The 19,700-nt window shown below is 46.5% G+C and carries 11 protein-coding genes, 2 tRNA genes and 3 rRNA genes; all 16 read left to right on the top strand.

Going from position 1 to position 19,700, the window contains the following annotated elements; translation table 11 throughout:
- Window positions 1–13: 13 nt before the first annotated feature.
- The 16 genes from ade (at window position 14) to alaS (ending at window position 19,671) form a co-directional block, all read left to right on the top strand.
- Window positions 14–1,678 (top strand): adenine deaminase, encoded by a 1,665-nt coding sequence (gene ade, locus ACAW68_06445; protein XGA15118.1) that lies wholly within the window; start codon window positions 14–16, stop codon window positions 1,676–1,678.
- 378 nt (window positions 1,679–2,056) lie between these two features.
- Complete coding sequence (ruvA, locus tag ACAW68_06440) at window positions 2,057–2,659, top strand: Holliday junction branch migration protein RuvA (GenBank protein XGA15117.1); 603 nt, start codon at window positions 2,057–2,059, stop codon at window positions 2,657–2,659.
- 22 nt (window positions 2,660–2,681) lie between these two features.
- Window positions 2,682–3,692, top strand: coding sequence for a Holliday junction branch migration DNA helicase RuvB (gene ruvB, locus ACAW68_06435; GenBank protein XGA15116.1), 1,011 nt, complete (start codon window positions 2,682–2,684; stop codon window positions 3,690–3,692).
- Window positions 3,693–3,697: 5 nt separating this feature from the next.
- The gene (gene queA / locus ACAW68_06430) at window positions 3,698–4,744 is read left to right on the top strand and encodes a tRNA preQ1(34) S-adenosylmethionine ribosyltransferase-isomerase QueA (GenBank protein ID XGA15115.1); all 1,047 of its coding nucleotides are present in this window, start codon (window positions 3,698–3,700) and stop codon (window positions 4,742–4,744) included.
- Between the two features lie 108 nt (window positions 4,745–4,852).
- Window positions 4,853–4,924 (top strand) — tRNA-Gly (locus ACAW68_06425).
- A 153-nt stretch (window positions 4,925–5,077) separates the two neighbouring features.
- A 16S ribosomal RNA gene (locus ACAW68_06420) occupies window positions 5,078–6,654 on the top strand.
- Between the two features lie 246 nt (window positions 6,655–6,900).
- A 23S ribosomal RNA gene (locus ACAW68_06415) occupies window positions 6,901–9,815 on the top strand.
- Between the two features lie 91 nt (window positions 9,816–9,906).
- Window positions 9,907–10,023 (top strand): 5S ribosomal RNA (rrf, locus tag ACAW68_06410).
- Together the 16S, 23S and 5S rRNA genes with 2 tRNA genes alongside form the textbook arrangement of a ribosomal RNA operon.
- 4 nt (window positions 10,024–10,027) lie before the next feature.
- Window positions 10,028–10,100: transfer RNA gene (locus ACAW68_06405), tRNA-Val, on the top strand.
- Between the two features lie 207 nt (window positions 10,101–10,307).
- Entirely contained in the window at window positions 10,308–11,453 is a 1,146-nt protein-coding gene (gene tgt, locus ACAW68_06400) for a tRNA guanosine(34) transglycosylase Tgt (protein ID XGA15114.1), read from the top strand.
- Between the two features lie 34 nt (window positions 11,454–11,487).
- On the top strand, window positions 11,488–11,826 hold the full coding sequence (yajC, locus tag ACAW68_06395; protein ID XGA15113.1) for a preprotein translocase subunit YajC: 339 nt from the start codon (window positions 11,488–11,490) through the stop codon (window positions 11,824–11,826).
- Window positions 11,827–11,895: 69 nt separating this feature from the next.
- Window positions 11,896–13,014, top strand: coding sequence for a DNA polymerase IV (dinB, locus tag ACAW68_06390; GenBank protein XGA15112.1), 1,119 nt, complete (start codon window positions 11,896–11,898; stop codon window positions 13,012–13,014).
- 80 nt (window positions 13,015–13,094) lie between these two features.
- Window positions 13,095–14,045 carry a bifunctional oligoribonuclease/PAP phosphatase NrnA gene (locus ACAW68_06385; protein XGA15111.1) on the top strand — a complete coding sequence of 317 codons (951 nt, stop codon included), beginning with the start codon at window positions 13,095–13,097 and terminating at the stop codon, window positions 14,043–14,045.
- Window positions 14,045–15,403, top strand: a complete 1,359-nt coding sequence (locus ACAW68_06380; GenBank protein ID XGA15110.1) for a DEAD/DEAH box helicase — start codon at window positions 14,045–14,047, stop codon at window positions 15,401–15,403. Before ACAW68_06385 ends, ACAW68_06380 begins: the two co-directional genes overlap by 1 nt.
- A 165-nt stretch (window positions 15,404–15,568) precedes the next feature.
- Entirely contained in the window at window positions 15,569–16,705 is a 1,137-nt protein-coding gene (locus ACAW68_06375; GenBank protein XGA15109.1) for a glycerate kinase, read from the top strand.
- A 317-nt stretch (window positions 16,706–17,022) separates the two neighbouring features.
- Complete coding sequence (alaS, locus tag ACAW68_06370; GenBank protein ID XGA15108.1) at window positions 17,023–19,671, top strand: alanine--tRNA ligase; 2,649 nt, start codon at window positions 17,023–17,025, stop codon at window positions 19,669–19,671.
- The last annotated feature ends 29 nt before the right edge of the window (window positions 19,672–19,700 follow it).

Raw genomic sequence — 19,700 nt, 5'->3', positions numbered from 1 at the left:
TAGGGGTAATGAAATGACAGTAACAGCAGATTGGCATATCACGAATGCTAAAGTACTTGATGTTTTTAATCAAAAATTCGTTGAGACGGATCTTTGGGTGACAGGTGACAAAATTGTTTTCTTGGGTACACCAGCGACTGGTGTTGCCACGCAAACGTATGATGCACAAGGTCAATACGTGATTCCAGGTTTGATTGACGCACACATGCACGTTGAAAGCACGACTTTGGCGCCGACAACCTTGGCGAGCGTCTTTATGGACCATGGGATTACCCGTGCTTTCATTGATCCACATGAAATTGCGAGTGTGGCCGGTGCGCCAGCTATCCAATATATGTTGGATGAGGCCGGGCGTACGCCATTCCACTATCATGTGATGTTGCCATCATCAGTGCCGGCTACTAACTTTGAGCGTACTGGTGCAGCGCTGCATGCGGCTGACTTAAAGCCGTTCTACGATCATCCAGATGTCGGTGGATTGGCTGAAGTAATGGATTACCCAGCGGTCGCTAATGCGGATCCAGATATGATGCAGAAAATCGCCGATGCGTTGGCTGCACATAAAACGGTTGATGGACACGGTGCTGGGCTAACACCTGAACAAATTGCGGATTACCGTAATGTGGGCATTGATACTGATCACGAAGCGGTGAATGCACAAGAAGCTGCTGAACGAGCAGCCCTAGGCATGCACATTTTGATTCGCGAAGGAACGGTTGAACAAGATGAATTGGCAATCTTGCCAGCTATCAATGCGCAAAATCAGCGTCAGTTCTCATTTGCAACTGACGATAAGACGGCAGTGGATATTGCAGAAAATGGTGGGGTTGATCACAGTGTACGGGTTGCGATGAACGCGGGGATGGCACCTGAACTGGCGTTGACAATGGCAACGTTGAACGCGGCCGAAGCACATCACCTTACTAATGTTGGTGCATTGACGGCTGGATATGTGGCCGACTTGGTTGTGGTTGAGGATCTAAAGACGTTGGAGCCAACGCGTACAATGGTCAGCGGTGAATGGATTGATGAGCACGAGCCGGTGCAACCACGACCATTTGCCACGAACTTGATGAATGTGTCTTTGACTGAAGCCGATTTGGCATTGCCACTTAAGACGGGCCGTGCACACGTTATTGACGTGAAGCCTTTCCACATCGATACAGAACATAGCGTGGTTGATGTGCCAATGAATGGTGACCATGAATTTTTGCCGAATGCTGAATTTGCAAAAATTACGGTGGCAGAACGTTACCATGATTTGGGTAATGGGGTTGGCATTATCCGTGGTTTGGGTATTCGCGAAGGTGCCGTTGGGACAACATTCTCAAATGATTCACACAACGTGGTAATTGCTGGGGCCAGTGATGAAGCGATAGTGCAGGCAGCTGATGCCTTGCGTGAAATTGGTGGAGGTATGGTCGTTGTTAACGGTCAAGGTGATGTAACGGCGTTGCCACTTGAGATTGGTGGTTTGATGACCACAGCATCGGTTGAAACAACAGTTGCTAAGACCCGTGAACTACATGCTAAGATTTCACAACTATGCAACGTCGACTTTGACGTTTTCCAAACGTTGTCGTTCATGGCATTGCCAGTTATTCCAAGTTTGAAGATTACGGATCAAGGATTGTTTGATTTTGACACATGGTCATTCATCGGTATTGATGCTGAATAAGAAAAGTTATGAATAAACAAAAATGGACCGAGTCGCGAAGACTTGGTCCATTTTTGCTGTAGGTTTATAAGAGATATGTTAATTGAGTAGATTCGCTTGGGAAAGCAAAATCAATCGCCATGTGGGTGACGAATCAACTTGCAGAATTACATGGGTTTGTAATTCGGTTAACATCAAGTCGATATACTTATAATAGCTATCAGTTGTGAACGAATTGTGAAAGAAAACTAGAAATTATCAGTTTAACTAACTAAAAGTGTTTTTGGTGTATCGTATGTGATACAAAAGCAGTCGGCTTTTTGAATTCACATGTCACTGTTCGAGAAAACCTAATTTCTGGTACAATATGAATTAAGTAAATGAACAGGGAGAAGATAGATGTACGAGTATTTGAATGGTGTTATTACTGATATTGCACCAAATTACATCGTTGTGGAAGTTGGTGGCGTTGGCTATCGCGTCTTAGTTGCCAATCCATACGCTTTTCCATTGAATGAATTAGAACGCGTTTATGTTGAACAAATTATTCGTGAGAACGAGCAATCCTTGTATGGCTTTATTACAGCTGATGAAAAATTGCTGTTCCAAAAGCTACTAAACGTGTCTGGTATCGGACCAAAGTCAGCTTTGGCCATTTTGGCGAATGCTGATCACAGTGGGCTGGTGAGTGCAATTGCCAATAACGATGTGAACTTCTTGATTAAGTTCCCAGGTATTGGTAAGAAGACGGCCCAACAAATTATTCTGGATTTGCAAAACAAGCTTGGTGATTTGCCATTTAATAATGACGCTGATCTTGGTTTGATTTTGCCAACGCAACCAGCTAATGATGACAACCCAGAGTTGACGGATGCTTTGTTGGCACTTGAAGCACTTGGTTATGCGAAGAAAGATGTTAATAAGGTTGAAAAGGCACTGGCTAAGGAAGCGCCAATGGATACGGCTGCGTATGTCAGTGCTGGTTTGAAGTTACTACAATAATAGGCCGAAAGGAGGCTGTTAGATGGCTGACGATATTTTACGTGACACGGCGGCTGATTTCGGTGAGGAATTGATTGAAAAGTCGCTTCGCCCATCAACGTTAAGTCAATATATTGGTCAAGAACCATTGAAAGCCCGTTTGCAAGTTTATATTCAAGCGGCGCGCCAACGTGAAGAGCCACTTGACCACGTTTTGCTATATGGGCCACCCGGACTAGGTAAGACGACGTTGGCGATGGTAATTGCGAATGAAATGGGCGTGGGTTTGCGTACCACGTCAGGACCGGCGATTGAAAAGTCGGGTGATTTGTTGGCCTTGCTAAACGAATTACAACCGGGCGATGTGTTGTTTATTGATGAAATTCACCGTATGCCTAAGACGGTTGAGGAAATGCTTTATTCAGCGATGGAAGATTTCTACGTCGACATTATTGCTGGTGAAGGACCAACTGCCCGACCAATTCACTTCCCATTGCCACCATTCACATTGATTGGTGCAACAACGCGTGCCGGTATGTTGTCACAACCGTTGCGTGATCGCTTTGGTATTGTGGAACACATGGCGTATTACACAACAAGTGAGTTAGCAGAGATTATTCAACGATCAGCTGATATCTTTAATACGACGATTAAAGAGTCAGGTGCGATTGAATTAGCACGTCGATCACGTGGTACGCCACGTGTCGCAAATCGTTTGCTGCGTCGTGTGCGTGACTTCGCAATGGTGAAGCAACGTGATGACATCGATGACGCAACGGTTAACTTCTCGTTGGATTTGTTGAAGGTTGATAGTGCCGGACTAGATGAAGTTGACCACAAGATTTTGCGCACAATGATTGAGTACTACCAAGGTGGCCCGGTGGGTGTGAATACCATTGCAGCTAATATTGGTGAAGAAGTTGATACGATTGAATCAATGTATGAGCCATACTTGCTACAAATTGGTTTCTTGCAACGTACACCGCGCGGACGTGTGGTGACGCAAGCAGCGTATGAACACTTAGGACTACCGTTTGTTGAGAAGAAGGGTTAATTGAGATGACAGAACAACACTATACACTTGAAGATTTTGATTATGATTTGCCACATGAGTTGATTGCACAAACGCCATTGAAGCAACGCGACGGGTCACGTTTGTTGGAATTGAATGCAGAAACGGGTGAAGTCCACGATCGTCACTTCTATGATATTTTGGATTACCTAAATCCTGGGGATGCGTTGGTTATGAATAACTCACGTGTTTTGCCAGCACGTCTTTATGGTGAGCGCCCAGGAACTGGTGGTCACGTAGAAGTCTTGTTGTTGCGCCAAGATCATGGTGATGTCTGGGAGACGTTGGTCAAGCCAGCTAAGAAGTACCCAGTCGGTCAGGAAATTGTCTTTGGTGACGGTGCGTTGAAGGCAGTGGTCACTGAAGAACTTGAACACGGTGGCCGTATGATTGAGTTCAAGTACGATGGTATCTTCTTGGAGATTTTGGAATCACTTGGTGAAATGCCATTGCCACCATATATTAAAGAGAAGCTAGATGATAAGGAACGTTATCAAACGGTCTACTCAAAGGTTAATGGATCAGCTGCAGCACCAACGGCTGGTTTGCACTGGACACCAGAGCTATTGCAAAAGGCTGCTGATAAGGGTGTTAAGTTAGTTGAATTGACGTTGCACGTTGGTTTGGGAACGTTCCGTCCAGTTGAAGAAGAGAACATCGAGGATCACAAGATGCACTCAGAGTTCTACCAATTGTCAGCTGAGGCAGCCCAAACGCTGAACGACGTGAAGGCCAATGGTGGGCGTATTGTGGCAACCGGTACGACATCTATCCGTACTCTTGAGACGATCGGTTCAAAGTTTAATGGTGAACTACGCGAAGACTCAGGTTGGACGGATATCTTTATCAAGCCTGGTTATAAGTGGACGGTTGTTGATGCGTTCATTACAAACTTCCACTTGCCAAAGTCAACTTTGGTGATGTTGGTTGCTGCGTTTACGGGTCGTGAGAACATCTTGAACGCCTACCAACACGCTATTTCTGAAGGTTATCGCTTCTTTAGTTTTGGGGATGCGATGTACGTTCACAAGTAGAAAATAAAACGAATTCAAACTTCTTTTAAAAAAGGGGTTGACGATTCATGAATGGATGTGTAATATATATTATGTTGTTGAGGCAACGAGTTATATAAAAGCATTCATGCGGATGTAGTACAATGGCTAGTGCTCCAGCCTTCCAAGCTGGGAATGCGGGTTCGATTCCCGTCGTCCGCTTAGTAGATCATTGAAAACTGAATATCGTTTCGATGAAACAAATGTGTAGGGTCATCAAGCTAGTTCTTGATGCAAAAACATTTGCGAAGTCAATTCGCTAGTAAATTCGTTTAACTTCTGTTAAACAACAAAAATTGAGTTATACTCAAACTTCAAATTGAGAGTTTGATCCTGGCTCAGGATGAACGCTGGCGGCGTGCCTAATACATGCAAGTCGAACGCTTTGTGGTTCAACTGATTTGAAGAGCTTGCTCAGATATGACGATGGACATTGCAAAGAGTGGCGAACGGGTGAGTAACACGTGGGAAACCTACCTCTTAGCAGGGGATAACATTTGGAAACAGATGCTAATACCGTATAACAATGACAACCGCATGGTTGTTATTTAAAAGATGGTTCTGCTATCACTAAGAGATGGTCCCGCGGTGCATTAGCTAGTTGGTAAGGTAATGGCTTACCAAGGCGATGATGCATAGCCGAGTTGAGAGACTGATCGGCCACAATGGGACTGAGACACGGCCCATACTCCTACGGGAGGCAGCAGTAGGGAATCTTCCACAATGGGCGAAAGCCTGATGGAGCAACGCCGCGTGTGTGATGAAGGGTTTCGGCTCGTAAAACACTGTTGTAAGAGAAGAATGACATTGAGAGTAACTGTTCAATGTGTGACGGTATCTTACCAGAAAGGAACGGCTAAATACGTGCCAGCAGCCGCGGTAATACGTATGTTCCAAGCGTTATCCGGATTTATTGGGCGTAAAGCGAGCGCAGACGGTTATTTAAGTCTGAAGTGAAAGCCCTCAGCTCAACTGAGGAATTGCTTTGGAAACTGGATGACTTGAGTGCAGTAGAGGAAAGTGGAACTCCATGTGTAGCGGTGAAATGCGTAGATATATGGAAGAACACCAGTGGCGAAGGCGGCTTTCTGGACTGTAACTGACGTTGAGGCTCGAAAGTGTGGGTAGCAAACAGGATTAGATACCCTGGTAGTCCACACCGTAAACGATGAGTGCTAGGTGTTTGAGGGTTTCCGCCCTTAAGTGCCGCAGCTAACGCATTAAGCACTCCGCCTGGGGAGTACGACCGCAAGGTTGAAACTCAAAGGAATTGACGGGGACCCGCACAAGCGGTGGAGCATGTGGTTTAATTCGAAGCAACGCGAAGAACCTTACCAGGTCTTGACATCCCTTGACAACTCCAGAGATGGAGCGTTCCCTTCGGGGACAAGGTGACAGGTGGTGCATGGTTGTCGTCAGCTCGTGTCGTGAGATGTTGGGTTAAGTCCCGCAACGAGCGCAACCCTTATTACTAGTTGCCAGCATTCAGTTGGGCACTCTAGTGAGACTGCCGGTGACAAACCGGAGGAAGGTGGGGATGACGTCAAATCATCATGCCCCTTATGACCTGGGCTACACACGTGCTACAATGGCGTATACAACGAGTTGCCAACCCGCGAGGGTGAGCTAATCTCTTAAAGTACGTCTCAGTTCGGATTGTAGGCTGCAACTCGCCTACATGAAGTCGGAATCGCTAGTAATCGCGGATCAGCACGCCGCGGTGAATACGTTCCCGGGTCTTGTACACACCGCCCGTCACACCATGAGAGTTTGTAACACCCAAAGCCGGTGGGGTAACCTTCGGGAGCCAGCCGTCTAAGGTGGGACAGATGATTAGGGTGAAGTCGTAACAAGGTAGCCGTAGGAGAACCTGCGGCTGGATCACCTCCTTTCTAAGGAAAATCGGAAACCTACACATTCACGAAACGATATTCAGTTTTGAGTGATTTACACTCAAACTTAGTTCTTTGAAAACTGAATCATAATTGTAAATTTTTAAATTCATTTAATATTGTTAATCAATATAAATTGAGCCGAAAAAATACACCGCGTAATTTTTTGAGTTTTTTAAATTAGTTTAAAATCGCTTGTGGCCTTGAGCCACATACTCAAACTTATATCATCAACGTTAGTTGATAGGTTAAGTTATTAAGGGCGCATGGTGGATGCCTTGGCACTAGGAGCCGATGAAGGACGGGACTAACACCGATATGCTTCGGGGAGCTGTAAGTAAGCTTTGATCCGGAGATTTCCGAATGGGGGAACCCAACTTGTTATGCAAGTTATCACCTAATGAATATATAGTTAGGTTGAAGGTAGACGTTGTGAACTGAAACATCTCATTAGCAACAGGAATAGAAAGAAAAATCGATACCGTCAGTAGCGGCGAGCGAAATCGGTAGAGCCCAAACCAAAGTGCTTGCACTTTGGGGTTGTAGGACTGACATTGTGGAGTTACAAAGTTAACATTTAGCAGAATCAGCTGGGAAGCTGAGCGAGACAGGGTGATAGCCCCGTATGCGAAAAGTGTTGACCTCCCGTCAGGATCCTGAGTACGGCCGGACACGTGAAATCCGGTCGGAATCCGCGAGGACCATCTCGCAAGGCTAAATACTCCCTAGTGACCGATAGTGAACCAGTACCGTGAGGGAAAGGTGAAAAGCACCCCGGAAGGGGAGTGAAAAAGTTCCTGAAACCATGTGCCTACAAGAAGTTAGAGCCCGTTAATGGGTGATAGCGTGCCTTTTGTAGAATGAACCGGCGAGTTACGATACCATGCAAGGTTAAGGTGGAAAGACCGGAGCCGTAGCGAAAGCGAGTCTGAAATGGGCGAATTAGTATGTTGTTGTAGACCCGAAACCAGGTGACCTACCCATGTCCAGGGTGAAGGTGCGGTAAAACGCACTGGAGGCCCGAACCCGTGCATGTTGAAAAATGCTGGGATGAGGTGTGGGTAGCGGTGAAATTCCAATCGAACTTGGAGATAGCTGGTTCTCTCCGAAATAGCTTTAGGGCTAGCCTCGGAATGTAGCGTGTTGGAGGTAGAGCACTGTTTTGGTGCGGGGCCCATCTCGGGTTACCAAATTAAGATAAACTCCGAATGCCAATCACGTATGTCCGGGAGTCAGACAGTGAGTGATAAGATCCATTGTCGAAAGGGGAACAGCCCAGATCGTCAGTTAAGGTCCCTAAGTGTGTGTTAAGTGGAAAAGGATGTGGAGTTGCATAGACAACTAGGATGTTGGCTTAGAAGCAGCCACCATTTAAAGAGTGCGTAATAGCTCACTAGTCGAGTGATTCTGCGCCGAAAATGTACCGGGGCTAAACACACCACCGAAACTACGGGTGCCACGTAAGTGGCGCGATAGGAGAGCGTTCTAAGGGCGATGAAGTCAGACCGTGAGGACTGGTGGAGCGCTTAGAAGTGAGAATGCCGGTATGAGTAGCGAAAGACAGGTGAGAATCCTGTCCACCGTATGACTAAGGTTTCCTGGGGAAGGCTCGTCCTCCCAGGGTTAGTCGGGACCTAAGGCGAGGCCGAGAGGCGTAGTCGATGGATAACAGGTTGAGATTCCTGTACCAGGTGAACATGTTTGAACGATGGAGGGACGCAGAAGGCTAACGGATCCCAGCTGCTGGATATGCTGGGTTAAATAATAAGTCTTAGATCGAGTTAAATGCTTTATCTTTTAAGGACAAGTTATGATGAGGACCGAAATAAAGTAGGGAAGTCCGTGATGTCACGCTGCCGAGAAAAGCTTCTAGTTAGTGTTTACCTGCCCGTACCGCAAACCGACACAGGTAGTCGAGGAGAGCATCCTAAGGTGAGCGAGTGAACTCTCGTTAAGGAACTCGGCAAAATGACCCCGTAACTTCGGGAGAAGGGGTGCTCAGCGAAAGCTGAGCCGCAGTGAATAGGCCCAGGCGACTGTTTATCAAAAACACAGGTTTCTGCAAAATCGTAAGATGACGTATAGGGGCTGACGCCTGCCCGGTGCTGGAAGGTTAAAAGGAGTGCTTAGCTTCGGCGAAGGTACGAATTGAAGCCCCAGTAAACGGCGGCCGTAACTATAACGGTCCTAAGGTAGCGAAATTCCTTGTCGGGTAAGTTCCGACCCGCACGAAAGGCGTAACGATCTGGGCACTGTCTCAACGAGAGACTCGGTGAAATTTAAATACCCGTGAAGATGCGGGTTACCCGCGACAGGACGGAAAGACCCCATGGAGCTTTACTGTAGCTTGATATTGAGTGTTTGTGCAGCTTGTACAGCATAGGTAGGAGCCGTAGATACCGGGACGCTAGTTTCGGTGGAGGCGTCATTGGGATACTACCCTCGTTGTATGACCACTCTAACTCGCACCACTAAGCGTGGTGGAAGACAGTGTCTGGCAGGCAGTTTGACTGGGGCGGTCGCCTCCTAAAAGGTAACGGAGGCGCCCAAAGGTTCCCTCAGAATGGTTGGAAATCATTCGCAGAGTGTAAAGGCACAAGGGAGCTTGACTGTGAGACTTACCAGTCGAGCAGGTACGAAAGTAGGGCTTAGTGATCCGGTGGTTCCGCATGGAAGGGCCATCGCTCAACGGACAAAAGCTACCCTGGGGATAACAGGCTTATCTCCCCCAAGAGTCCACATCGACGGGGAGGTTTGGCACCTCGATGTCGGCTCATCGCATCCTGGGGCTGTAGTCGGTCCCAAGGGTTGGGCTGTTCGCCCATTAAAGCGGTACGCGAGCTGGGTTCAGAACGTCGTGAGACAGTTCGGTCCCTATCCGTCGCGGGCGTAGGAAATTTGAGAGGAGCTGCCCTTAGTACGAGAGGACCGGGGTGGACGTACCTCTGGTGTATCAGTTGTTCCGCCAGGAGCATCGCTGAGTAGCTATGTACGGATGAGATAAACGCTGAAAGCATCTAAGTGTGAAACTCGCCTCGAGATGAGATTTCCCATTCTTTATGAAGTAAGACCCCTCAGAGATGATGAGGTAGATAGGCTAGAAGTGGAAGTGCGGCGACGCATGGAGCGGACTAGTACTAATGGTTCGAGGACTTAACCAAGTTGAAAATGTGGTGTAAGGCTCAAACGAAGTTTGATTTACAAATTATGATTCAGTTTTGAGAGAGCTAATATTTTCTCAATTAAATACCGTGTCGTGACGATGGCATTGAGGCCACACCTGTTCCCATACCGAACACAGAAGTTAAGCTCAATAGCGCCGAAATTAGTTGGAGGATCGCTTCCTGCGAGGATAGGACGTCGCGATGCACATGGACGTTTAGCTCAGCTGGGAGAGCACCTGCCTTACAAGCAGGGGGTCACAGGTTCGATCCCTGTAACGTCCATCTTAACCACCAGTTAGCTGGTGGTTTTTTTGTACCATCAAACATCACAATTTACACATAAAGTTCATTTATTCTGGAAATTGCGCCTAAGACGGGCGTTCTTTCTGATATAATAATTCTTAGTTAGTTTTTATTTACCTCTTTAGTTAGAGGGTGAAAATAGTATGCTAGCACATTTAACAGATGTGTCAGGAAGGAAGTCGAAACATGTCAGATTATGCTGTGAAGTACGAATTGCTTCACGTTGAAAAGCATACTGGTGCACGTTTGGGTAAGATTACAACACCACACGGTGAAGTAATGACCCCAATGTTCATGCCAGTTGGTACACAAGCAACCGTTAAAAATGTCTCACCTCGCGAATTGAAGGAGATTAAGTCTCAATTCATTTTGTCTAACACATACCACTTGTGGGTACGTCCTGGTGATGAATTGATTGCTGAAGCTGGTGGCTTGCACAAGTTTATGAATTGGGATGGTCCAATTTTGACTGATTCTGGTGGTTTCCAAGTTTGGTCATTGTCAGAGCGTAATAACATTAAGGAAGAGGGAGTCACTTTCCGTAACCACGTCAATGGTGAAGAAATGTTCCTTTCTCCAGAAGTTGCGATGCGAATCCAAAACAATTTGGGTTCTGACGTGATGATGCAATTGGATGAAGCGATTCCATACTTCGAAACGTATGACTACGTGAAGAACTCAGTTGAGCGTACTTCACGCTGGGCTGAGCGTGCGATGGCAGCGCACCGTCGTCCTGAGGATCAAGCATTGTTTGGTATTGTGCAAGGTGCTGGTTTCCGTGAGCTACGTAAGCAATCAGCCCGTGATTTGGTATCACTTGATTTGCCTGGTTATGCGGTGGGTGGTTTGTCAGTTGGTGAAACGAAGGAAGAAATGAACCGTGTGCTAGACTTCACGGTGCCATTCTTGCCTGAGAACAAGCCACGTTACTTGATGGGTGTGGCAGCACCAGACTCATTGATTGACGGTGCTATCCGTGGAATCGACATGTTTGATTCAGTTTTGCCAACGCGTATCGCTCGTAAGGGAACGTTGATGACATCTAAGGGTCGTATCGTGATTACGAACTCAAAGTACAAGAATGACTTCTCTTTGATTGACCCTGAGACGGAAGACTACGGTTCACAAAACTTTACCAAGGCTTACTTGCACCACTTGTTTAAGGCTGATGAGTTGTATGCACAAAACATCGCCTCAGTGCACAATTTGCGTTACTTGTTGAAGCTCATGGAAGACATGCGCCAAGCAATTGCGGAAGATCGACTACTTGAGTTCCGTGAAGAGGTTATGGCTAACTACGGTTATAACAACGCAAATGCCCGTCTGTTCTAATTACTGTTATTAAAATTTTAGGAGATTTACTACTATGTCAATGAACATTTTGATTTTGATTGTCTTCGTGGCAGCCATGTACTTTATCATGATTCGCCCACAACAAAAGGCCCAAAAGACGCGCCAAGAGATGATCAACAACGTACAACCAGGTGCCGAAGTGGTTACTATCGGTGGTTTGCACGGTAAGGTTGCTGCTGTTAACAAGGAAGCTAAGACTTTCGATTTGGATGCTGAAGGTGTTATCTTGGTATTCGAGTTGTCAGCTATACGCCAAGTTGTTAAGGCTGCTGAAGCTAAGACTGAAGCTGTTGAAGCACCAGTTGCTGAAGAAGTAAAGGCCGACGAGCCAGCTTCAGAAGACGAAAAGTAATTTTTGAGAATTCGAGTTGCAATGCGCAACTTGAATTCTTTTTATTAGTTGGCAAGAAAGGAGATTATCATGGCGGATTTGCTAGAGATACCAGTGCATTTAAAAACAGATCGACAAATTATTCACGTGGATATGGATGCGTTTTATGCCCAAGTGGAAATCCGTGATAATCCCGCTCTTGCAAATGTGCCATTAATTTTGGCGCATGACCCACGTAAGAATGGTGGCCGTGGTGTGGTGGCGACAGCTAACTATGTTGCACGAAAGTTAGGTGTCCATTCAGCGATGAGTGCAGCTGAAGCATTACGATTGGCGCCGAATGCAACATTCTTAGATCCTAACTTTGACAAGTACCGCGCGGTGTCACAACAGGTTCATGATATTTTTCATCGTTATACAGATAAGGTTGAACCGATTGCGTTTGATGAGGCTTATCTCGATGTCACAGAGAATAAAACCGGGCATACCGATGCGGTCGCACTTGCTCATGAATTACAGCAAACCATTTTTGCAGAATTATCGTTGACGAGTTCGGTTGGTATTTCATTCAATAAATTCTTAGCGAAGTTATCATCCGAGCATAACAAGCCAGTCGGACTGACAGTTGTCCGTGAGGCAGATATTCGTGCGTTTTTGGATGCGTTACCAATTGAAGATGTGCGTGGTGTCGGCCAGAAAACAGCCATAAAAATGCATGAACTTGGCGTAGATACGGGGCGTGACCTATATGAGATGGATCAAACAACGCTGACCCAGCACTTCGGGCGCATGGGCTACGATTTTTATCGTCGGATTCGTGGTGTTGATGACCGTCCGGTTGAGTGGCAGCGTGAACGTAAGTCAATTGGGAAAGAGCATACCTATGGGCCGTTTTTGGACACTGAGGAGCAGATTGAGGCAGAGTTTAAACGATTGGCTGAGCGACTAGAACAGTCGCTTAAACGACGTGGTATGCATGGCAAAACGCTGGTCTTGAAAGTACGTGATGAAGATTTTGACACAGAGACACGTCGCTTCACCCAGACGGACTTCTTACCAAATGACGCCACTGAATTTGTGCGATTAGCACAGGACATTTGGGAAGAATTAGGTGGGTATCAAAAGCCAATTCGGTTGCTTGGCTTAACAATGACAAATCTAGCACCGTTGACGTTTGAAAATATTCCACTGAATCTGTATGATAACTAACCACAACGCGTTTTTACGGCCATTTTCTGCTATACTAATAAAAGCAACGTAAGTAAACTAGATAGAATAGAGAAAGCAACATGACAGCGCAAACAGCAATTTTAGCGCAAATTAAGGCGGCGGATACGATTATTATTCACCGTCATCAACGTCCAGACCCTGACGCATTTGGTTCACAACTTGGTCTTGCTGAATTGATTAAGACATCATTCCCGAATAAGCATGTCCACGTTGTGGGGAAGCAAGTGCCTAGCTCGGCTTGGATGGGTGACATGGAAGATATTCCAGATTCACTTTACGATAACGCCTTAGTTATTGTTACCGATACGGCTAATGAACCACGTATTGATGACCGCCGTTTTGATTACGGTAAGACGTTAGTTAAGATTGACCACCACCCTAATGAAGACCCATATGCAGATTTTAATTGGGTTGAAGAGGGTGCGTCATCAACATCAGCTTTGATTTACGTCTTCTACAAGGAATTTGAAGACGAATTGAAGTTGTCTGATGCGGGTGCGTCATATTTGTATGCTGGAATTGTCGGCGATACAGGCCGCTTTTTGTATGCAACGAAGTCTGAAACGATGCAGGTTGTGGCAGATTTGATGAAATACGATTTTGATTGGTTCGAGATTAACCAACGAATGGATACGATTTCACTTGAAGCTGCCCGTGCATCAGCTTACGTTTATAGCAATATGGTCATGACTGAAAATGGCTTTAACTATATTATTTTGACGAATGAAGTCGTAGAGAGTTTCGATCTTGGCGAATTTGGTACCGCATTTATCGTGCCATTGCTAGGAAAGATTAACACGGCGAAGGCCTGGGCTGTTTTTGAGCAGCAAGATGAAGGGTACTTCCGCGTACGACTTCGTTCACGTAACACGGTGATTAACGAAATTGCTAAGCGTCACGGCGGTGGTGGACACAAGTTCGCCTCTGGTGCCTTAGCAAAGGATATGGATGAAATTAACGATATCATTCGTGAAGCCGATCAAACATTGAAGGAGCAAACAGAAGCATAATGGCGAAGTTTACTGACTACAACCTACGATCAGAAATTTACAAAGCGTTGGAAGAAATTCGTTTCACAACGCCTACAAAGGTGCAAGAACGCTTGATTCCAGTTGTCATGCAAGGACGTTCAGTCGTTGGACAATCACAAACGGGATCTGGTAAGACACACACATTTTTGATTCCTATTTTCCAAAAGTACGACCCATCAGTTCAAAAGGTGCAAGCCGTTATTACAACGCCTTCACGTGAATTGGCGCAACAAATCTATGCAGCGGCAAAGCAATTGGGAACTGGTTTCCCAGTTGACCAACAACCACGCATCGGTTTGTACGTTGGTGGTACTGACAAGGCGCGTCAATTGCACCAATTGGAAAGCTCACAACCACAAATCGTTATCGGAACACCTGGTCGTATCAAGGACTTGTACACGGCTGGTGCATTGGATATCCACACGGCTGACACATTGGTTGTCGACGAAGCGGATATGACAATGGACTTGGGATTCTTGCCTGAAGTTGACGCGATTGCTGGTGCGATGCCAGAAGACTTGCAAATGTTGGTCTTCTCAGCAACGATTCCACAAAAGTTGCAACCATTCTTGAAGAAGTACCTAACGAACCCAGTTATCGAAGAAATCCCAACGGAAACGGTTATCGCCCCAACTATCACAAACTTGTTGGTTGGTACGAAGGGAATGAAGAAGGACGACTTGGTTTACGAGGTGTTGACGATGGGTAACCCATACATGGCTTTGGTCTTCACGAACACGAAGGAACGTGCCCGTGAGTTGACGAAGGCTTTGCGTAACCGCGGTTTGAAGGTTGCTGAAATTCACGGTGGTATTCAACCACGTGAACGTAAGCGTACCATGCAACAAATCCAACACTTGGATTACCAATACGTGGTTGCCACTGACTTGGCTGCGCGTGGTATCGATATCCCTGGTGTATCATTGATCATCAATGATGGTATTCCAACTGAATTGGAATTCTTCGTGCACCGTGTTGGTCGTACTGGCCGTAACGGTATGGAAGGAACTGCGATTACGATTTACAACCCTGATGAGGAAGATCGCGTGCAAGCAGTTGAAGCCATGGGTGTTGAATTCGAGCCAATGACGTACTCACACGGTGAGTTGAAGCCTGGTTACGACCGTCGCCGTCGTAAGCAACGTTCAAAGTCAACGGTTAAGCTTGACCCAACGATGATCGGAATGGTCAAGAAGAAGAAGAAGAACGTTAAGCCTGGTTACAAGCGTCAAATTAAGGCAGCTATTGCCCGTGATGCAAAGTACAAGAAGCGTGTCGAAGAGCGTCAATCACTCCGCGCCGCTAAGAAGGCCAAGAAGAAGGCGAACGATAAGTAAGCCTTTTTCGCAGGCCCGCCACAACCGAAGCGAGTCTCGACTCGCGTAGGAAGTCAGTCGGCATCCATTGAATGGATAAGAGCCGAGTGAAGAAGGCGAACGATAAGTAAGCTTTATAAGCGCATGGAATATTTGATTCCGTGCGCTTTTTCTAGAGGGAACGATATGAAATTTGTAATTGCACCAGATTCATTTAAAGAAAGTATGACAGCACAAGAGGCCGCTGTGGCCATCCAAGCTGGTTTGCAAAAGATTTATCCTGATGCAGAGTATGAGCTAGTGCCGATGGCTGATGGTGGTGAAGGAACTGTCCAGTCACTTGTTGATGCCACGGATGGCGAAATCATTACGGCCGAGGTACAAAATCCGTTGGACGAAACAGTGAAGGCATTTTATGGTGTGTTGGGTGACCAACAAACGGCTGTAATCGAAATGTCAGCCGCATCAGGTATTCAATTCGTGACAACAGAAACGAAGAACCCATCGATTACGACAACTTACGGTACGGGGCAATTGATTAAAGATGCGTTGGACCGTGGCATGCGTCGCTTCATTATTGGTCTAGGTGGATCTGCTACTAACGACGGTGGTGCCGGTATGGCTGAAGCACTGGGCGTTCGATTCCTTGATGAAAATGGCCAACAAATTGCTCGCGGTGGTGCGGCACTAGCAACGTTGCATGAGATTGATATGAGCAATCTTGATCCCCGTGTTGCCGAATCTGAATTTTTGATCGCGTCAGACGTTACGAATCCTTTGGTTGGTGAAACGGGTGCGTCAGCAGTATTCGGACCACAAAAGGGGGCCACACCAGCGATGGTAGCCGAACTGGATGCGGCTTTGACGAATTATGCCACAGTTATTAAATGCCAACTTGGTATCGACTTGGCTAACACACCAGGTGCTGGGGCTGCTGGTGGCTTAGGTGCCGGTATGTTGGCATTCACACAGGCTAAGATTCAGTCAGGCATTAGCTTGGTTGTTGAGGCAACTGACTTGGCCGCTAAAGCTGCGAACGCGGACGTTGCATTTGTTGGTGAAGGCGCAATTGATTTCCAAACGCAATACGGTAAGACCCCAATGGGAGCAGCCCAAGCAATTAAGCAAGCGTCACCAAATGCTAAGGTGATTGGGTTGGCTGGCTACGTTGGGGATGGCATTGAGGCGTTGTATGATTTGGGTATCGATGCGGTGTTCAGTATTGTGCCAGGTGCAGTGGATTTGCCAACGGCGATGAAGACGGGTGAGGCAAATCTAACACGAACGGCTGAGAACATCGCGCGATTGCTAAATACCAAATAACTTTTACAAAAACATTTCAAGCAAACAAAAACGGCTATTAGAAGTTCTTAATATGTTACAATAATGAACAAGGACATATCATTTAAGGTTTGAGAGCCAACAGAAACGTTGTGGATGATGCAAACAACGCTCAGCCTTTTCTGGTGCTACCTTCATAGCTGCTTGTGAAAACAAGCCGTGCGCCCGCGTTAACGGCATCCTAAGAGGTAATGATGCAGACCATCATTGCAAGCAGAGTGGTACCGCGTGTTAGCGTCTCTGTTATGCAATGGCGGTCTGTTTTTATTTAGATATTTATTTAAGTGAGGATTGGAAAGATGAAGCCATTATCATCAGCTGAGATTCGCGATATGTTTCTACGTTTCTTTGAGAGTAAGGGACACAGCATTGAGCCATCTCAATCATTGATTCCAAAGGATGATCCAACATTGTTGTGGATCAACTCAGGTGTCGCAACTTTGAAGAAGTACTTTGACGGTACGGTTGTGCCTGAAAACCGTCGTATTACGAATGCACAAAAGTCAATTCGTACGAACGACATTGAAAACGTTGGTCACACTGCTCGTCACCACACGTTGTTCGAAATGATGGGGAACTTCTCAATCGGTGACTACTTCAAGCCTGAAGTTATTCCTTGGGCCTGGGAGTTGTTGACGAGCCCAGAGTGGTACGGCATGGAACCTGAAAAGTTGTATGTCACGGTTTACCCTAACGACGAAGAGGCAAAGGATATTTGGTTGAACGTGGTTGGTTTGCCAAAGGATCACTTGTACGAAGAGCCAGATAACTTCTGGGATATCGGTGAAGGACCATCAGGACCTGACACTGAAATCTTCTACGACCGCGGTGAAGAATTTAACTCAGACGATCCAAAGGAAAACTACCCTGGTGGTGAAAACGAGCGTTACTTGGAAATCTGGAACATCGTGTTCTCACAATTCAACCACTTGCCTGGTTTGACTGACAATAAGGACTATCCTGAGTTGCCACACAAGAACATTGATACGGGTATGGGACTAGAACGTGTTGTCTCAGTGTTCCAAAACGCTAAGACGAACTTTGAAACGGACTTGTTCTTGCCAATCATCCGTAAGACGGAAGAGATGTCAGGTCAATTCAAGTACGGTGAGGATCCTGAAAAGGATATCTCATTCAAGGTTATCGCTGACCACGCACGTGCCGTAACGTTCGCTATCGGTGATGGTGCTTTGCCATCAAACGAAGGTCGCGGTTACATCATCCGTCGTTTGCTACGTCGTGCTGTTTTGCACGGACGCAAGCTCGGTATCAGCAAGGTCTTCTTGAAGGACTTGGTACCAGTTGTCGGTGAGATCATGAAGTCATACTACCCAGAAGTTTTGGAGAATGCAGACTACATCGCTTCAGTTGTTGAAGCTGAAGAAGTTCGTTTCAACAAGACGTTGGCTGATGGTTTGTCATTGTTGGATGGTGTCATCGAAGAAGCTAAGGCTAACGGTGGTGTTATCGACGGTGCCGTTGCCTTCAAGATGTATGATACGTACGGATTCCCATACGAGTTGACGGAAGAATCAGCAGCTGATGCTGGTTTGACGGTTGATCGTGCTGGCTTCGATGCTGAGATGAAGGCGCAACAAGAACGTGCCCGTGCTGCTCGTGGTAACACAGCTTCAATGGGTGTTCAAAACGCTTTGTTGACGGACTTGAAGACGGAATCAAAGTATGTTGGTTGGTCAGAATTGACGGTTGATGCCGCTAAGTTGACGGACTTGATTGTTGATAACGAATTGGTTGATTCTGCTAAGGATGGCCAAGCTGAAGTTATCTTCGATGTAACGCCATTCTATGCTGAAATGGGTGGTCAAGTTGCTGACCGCGGTGTTGTCATCAACGCTGCTGGTGAAGTGGTTGCCGAAGTGGTTGACGTGCAAAACGCACCAAACGGACAACACTTGCACACGTTGAACGTTAACGCTGAAATCAAGGCTGGCGAGACTTACAAGCTTGAAGTGAACCGTGCTTACCACGCTGCTGTGTCAAAGAACCACACGGCTACGCACATGCTTGACCAAGCTTTGCGTAACATCTTGGGTGAACACACGACACAAGCTGGGTCATTGGTTACTGAAGACGGATTGCGTTATGATTTTACTTACAACGGAGCTGTTTCAGCTGAAAAGTTGCAAGAAATCGAAGACTTGATCAACGAAAAGATTATTGAAAACTTGCCAATTTCATGGGTTGAGACGGATATCGAATCAGCTAAGAAGTTGGGCGCTGTTGCCGTCTTTACTGAAAAGTATGGCGAGACAGTACGTGTCGTTTCAATCGGTGATTTCAACGTCGAATTCGACGGTGGAACTCACGCAAACTCAACGGCTGAGTTGGGAATGTTTAAGATTGTGAGCGAGCAAGGTACTGGTGCCGGTGTTCGTCGTATCGAAGCCGTTACTGGTAAGGGTGCAATGGACTTGTTCAAGCAACACGATGCTTGGTTGAACGAAGCTATGGCACAAGTTAAGGCACCACAATTGTCAGAAGTAAACGACAAGATTGCTGCTTTGCAAGCGCAATTGAAGGATGCTGAGCGTCAAGTTGCATCATTGGAGCAAAAGTTGGCTAACCAAGCTGCTGATGCTGCCTTTAACGATGTTCAAACGGCCGGTAACTTCACGTTGATTGCAACGGAAATGGCCGTTGAATCAATGGATGCCTTGCGTGCAACAGCAGATAACTGGAAGCAAACAACACCATCAGATGTGCTTGTTTTGGCTGCTAACTTGGGTGAAAAGGTTAACCTATTGGTTGCTGCTTCACCTGACGCGATCGCCAAGGGTGTTAAGGCCGGTGATTTGATCAAGGCCATTGCACCTGCTGTTGGGGGTGGCGGTGGTGGGCGCCCAGACATGGCACAAGCTGGTGGTAAGAACCCCGCTGGTATTAAGGATGCCTTTGCGCAAGCAACTGAATGGTTGGCTGCAAAGTAGCATTTGATTAGAGGATAATTCCTCAGAAG

This window comes from Weissella confusa (assembly GCA_041871065.1).
Taxonomy (GTDB): domain Bacteria; phylum Bacillota; class Bacilli; order Lactobacillales; family Lactobacillaceae; genus Weissella; species Weissella confusa_A.
Note: the sequence above shows the minus strand (reverse complement) of the source record. Positions and strands in the feature narration are given on the sequence as shown.

What these genes read in the sequence shown, in the direction of transcription:
- ade (XGA15118.1), top strand. Translation starts at nt 14, where the DNA reads ATGACAGTAACAGCAGATTGGCATATCACGAATGCTAAAGTACTTGAT.
- ruvA (XGA15117.1), top strand. Translation starts at nt 2,057, where the DNA reads ATGTACGAGTATTTGAATGGTGTTATTACTGATATTGCACCAAATTAC.
- ruvB (XGA15116.1), top strand. Translation starts at nt 2,682, where the DNA reads ATGGCTGACGATATTTTACGTGACACGGCGGCTGATTTCGGTGAGGAA.
- queA (XGA15115.1), top strand. Translation starts at nt 3,698, where the DNA reads ATGACAGAACAACACTATACACTTGAAGATTTTGATTATGATTTGCCA.
- tgt (XGA15114.1), top strand. Translation starts at nt 10,308, where the DNA reads ATGTCAGATTATGCTGTGAAGTACGAATTGCTTCACGTTGAAAAGCAT.
- yajC (XGA15113.1), top strand. Translation starts at nt 11,488, where the DNA reads ATGTCAATGAACATTTTGATTTTGATTGTCTTCGTGGCAGCCATGTAC.
- dinB (XGA15112.1), top strand. Translation starts at nt 11,896, where the DNA reads ATGGCGGATTTGCTAGAGATACCAGTGCATTTAAAAACAGATCGACAA.
- ACAW68_06385 (XGA15111.1), top strand. Translation starts at nt 13,095, where the DNA reads ATGACAGCGCAAACAGCAATTTTAGCGCAAATTAAGGCGGCGGATACG.
- ACAW68_06380 (XGA15110.1), top strand. Translation starts at nt 14,045, where the DNA reads ATGGCGAAGTTTACTGACTACAACCTACGATCAGAAATTTACAAAGCG.
- ACAW68_06375 (XGA15109.1), top strand. Translation starts at nt 15,569, where the DNA reads ATGAAATTTGTAATTGCACCAGATTCATTTAAAGAAAGTATGACAGCA.
- alaS (XGA15108.1), top strand. Translation starts at nt 17,023, where the DNA reads ATGAAGCCATTATCATCAGCTGAGATTCGCGATATGTTTCTACGTTTC.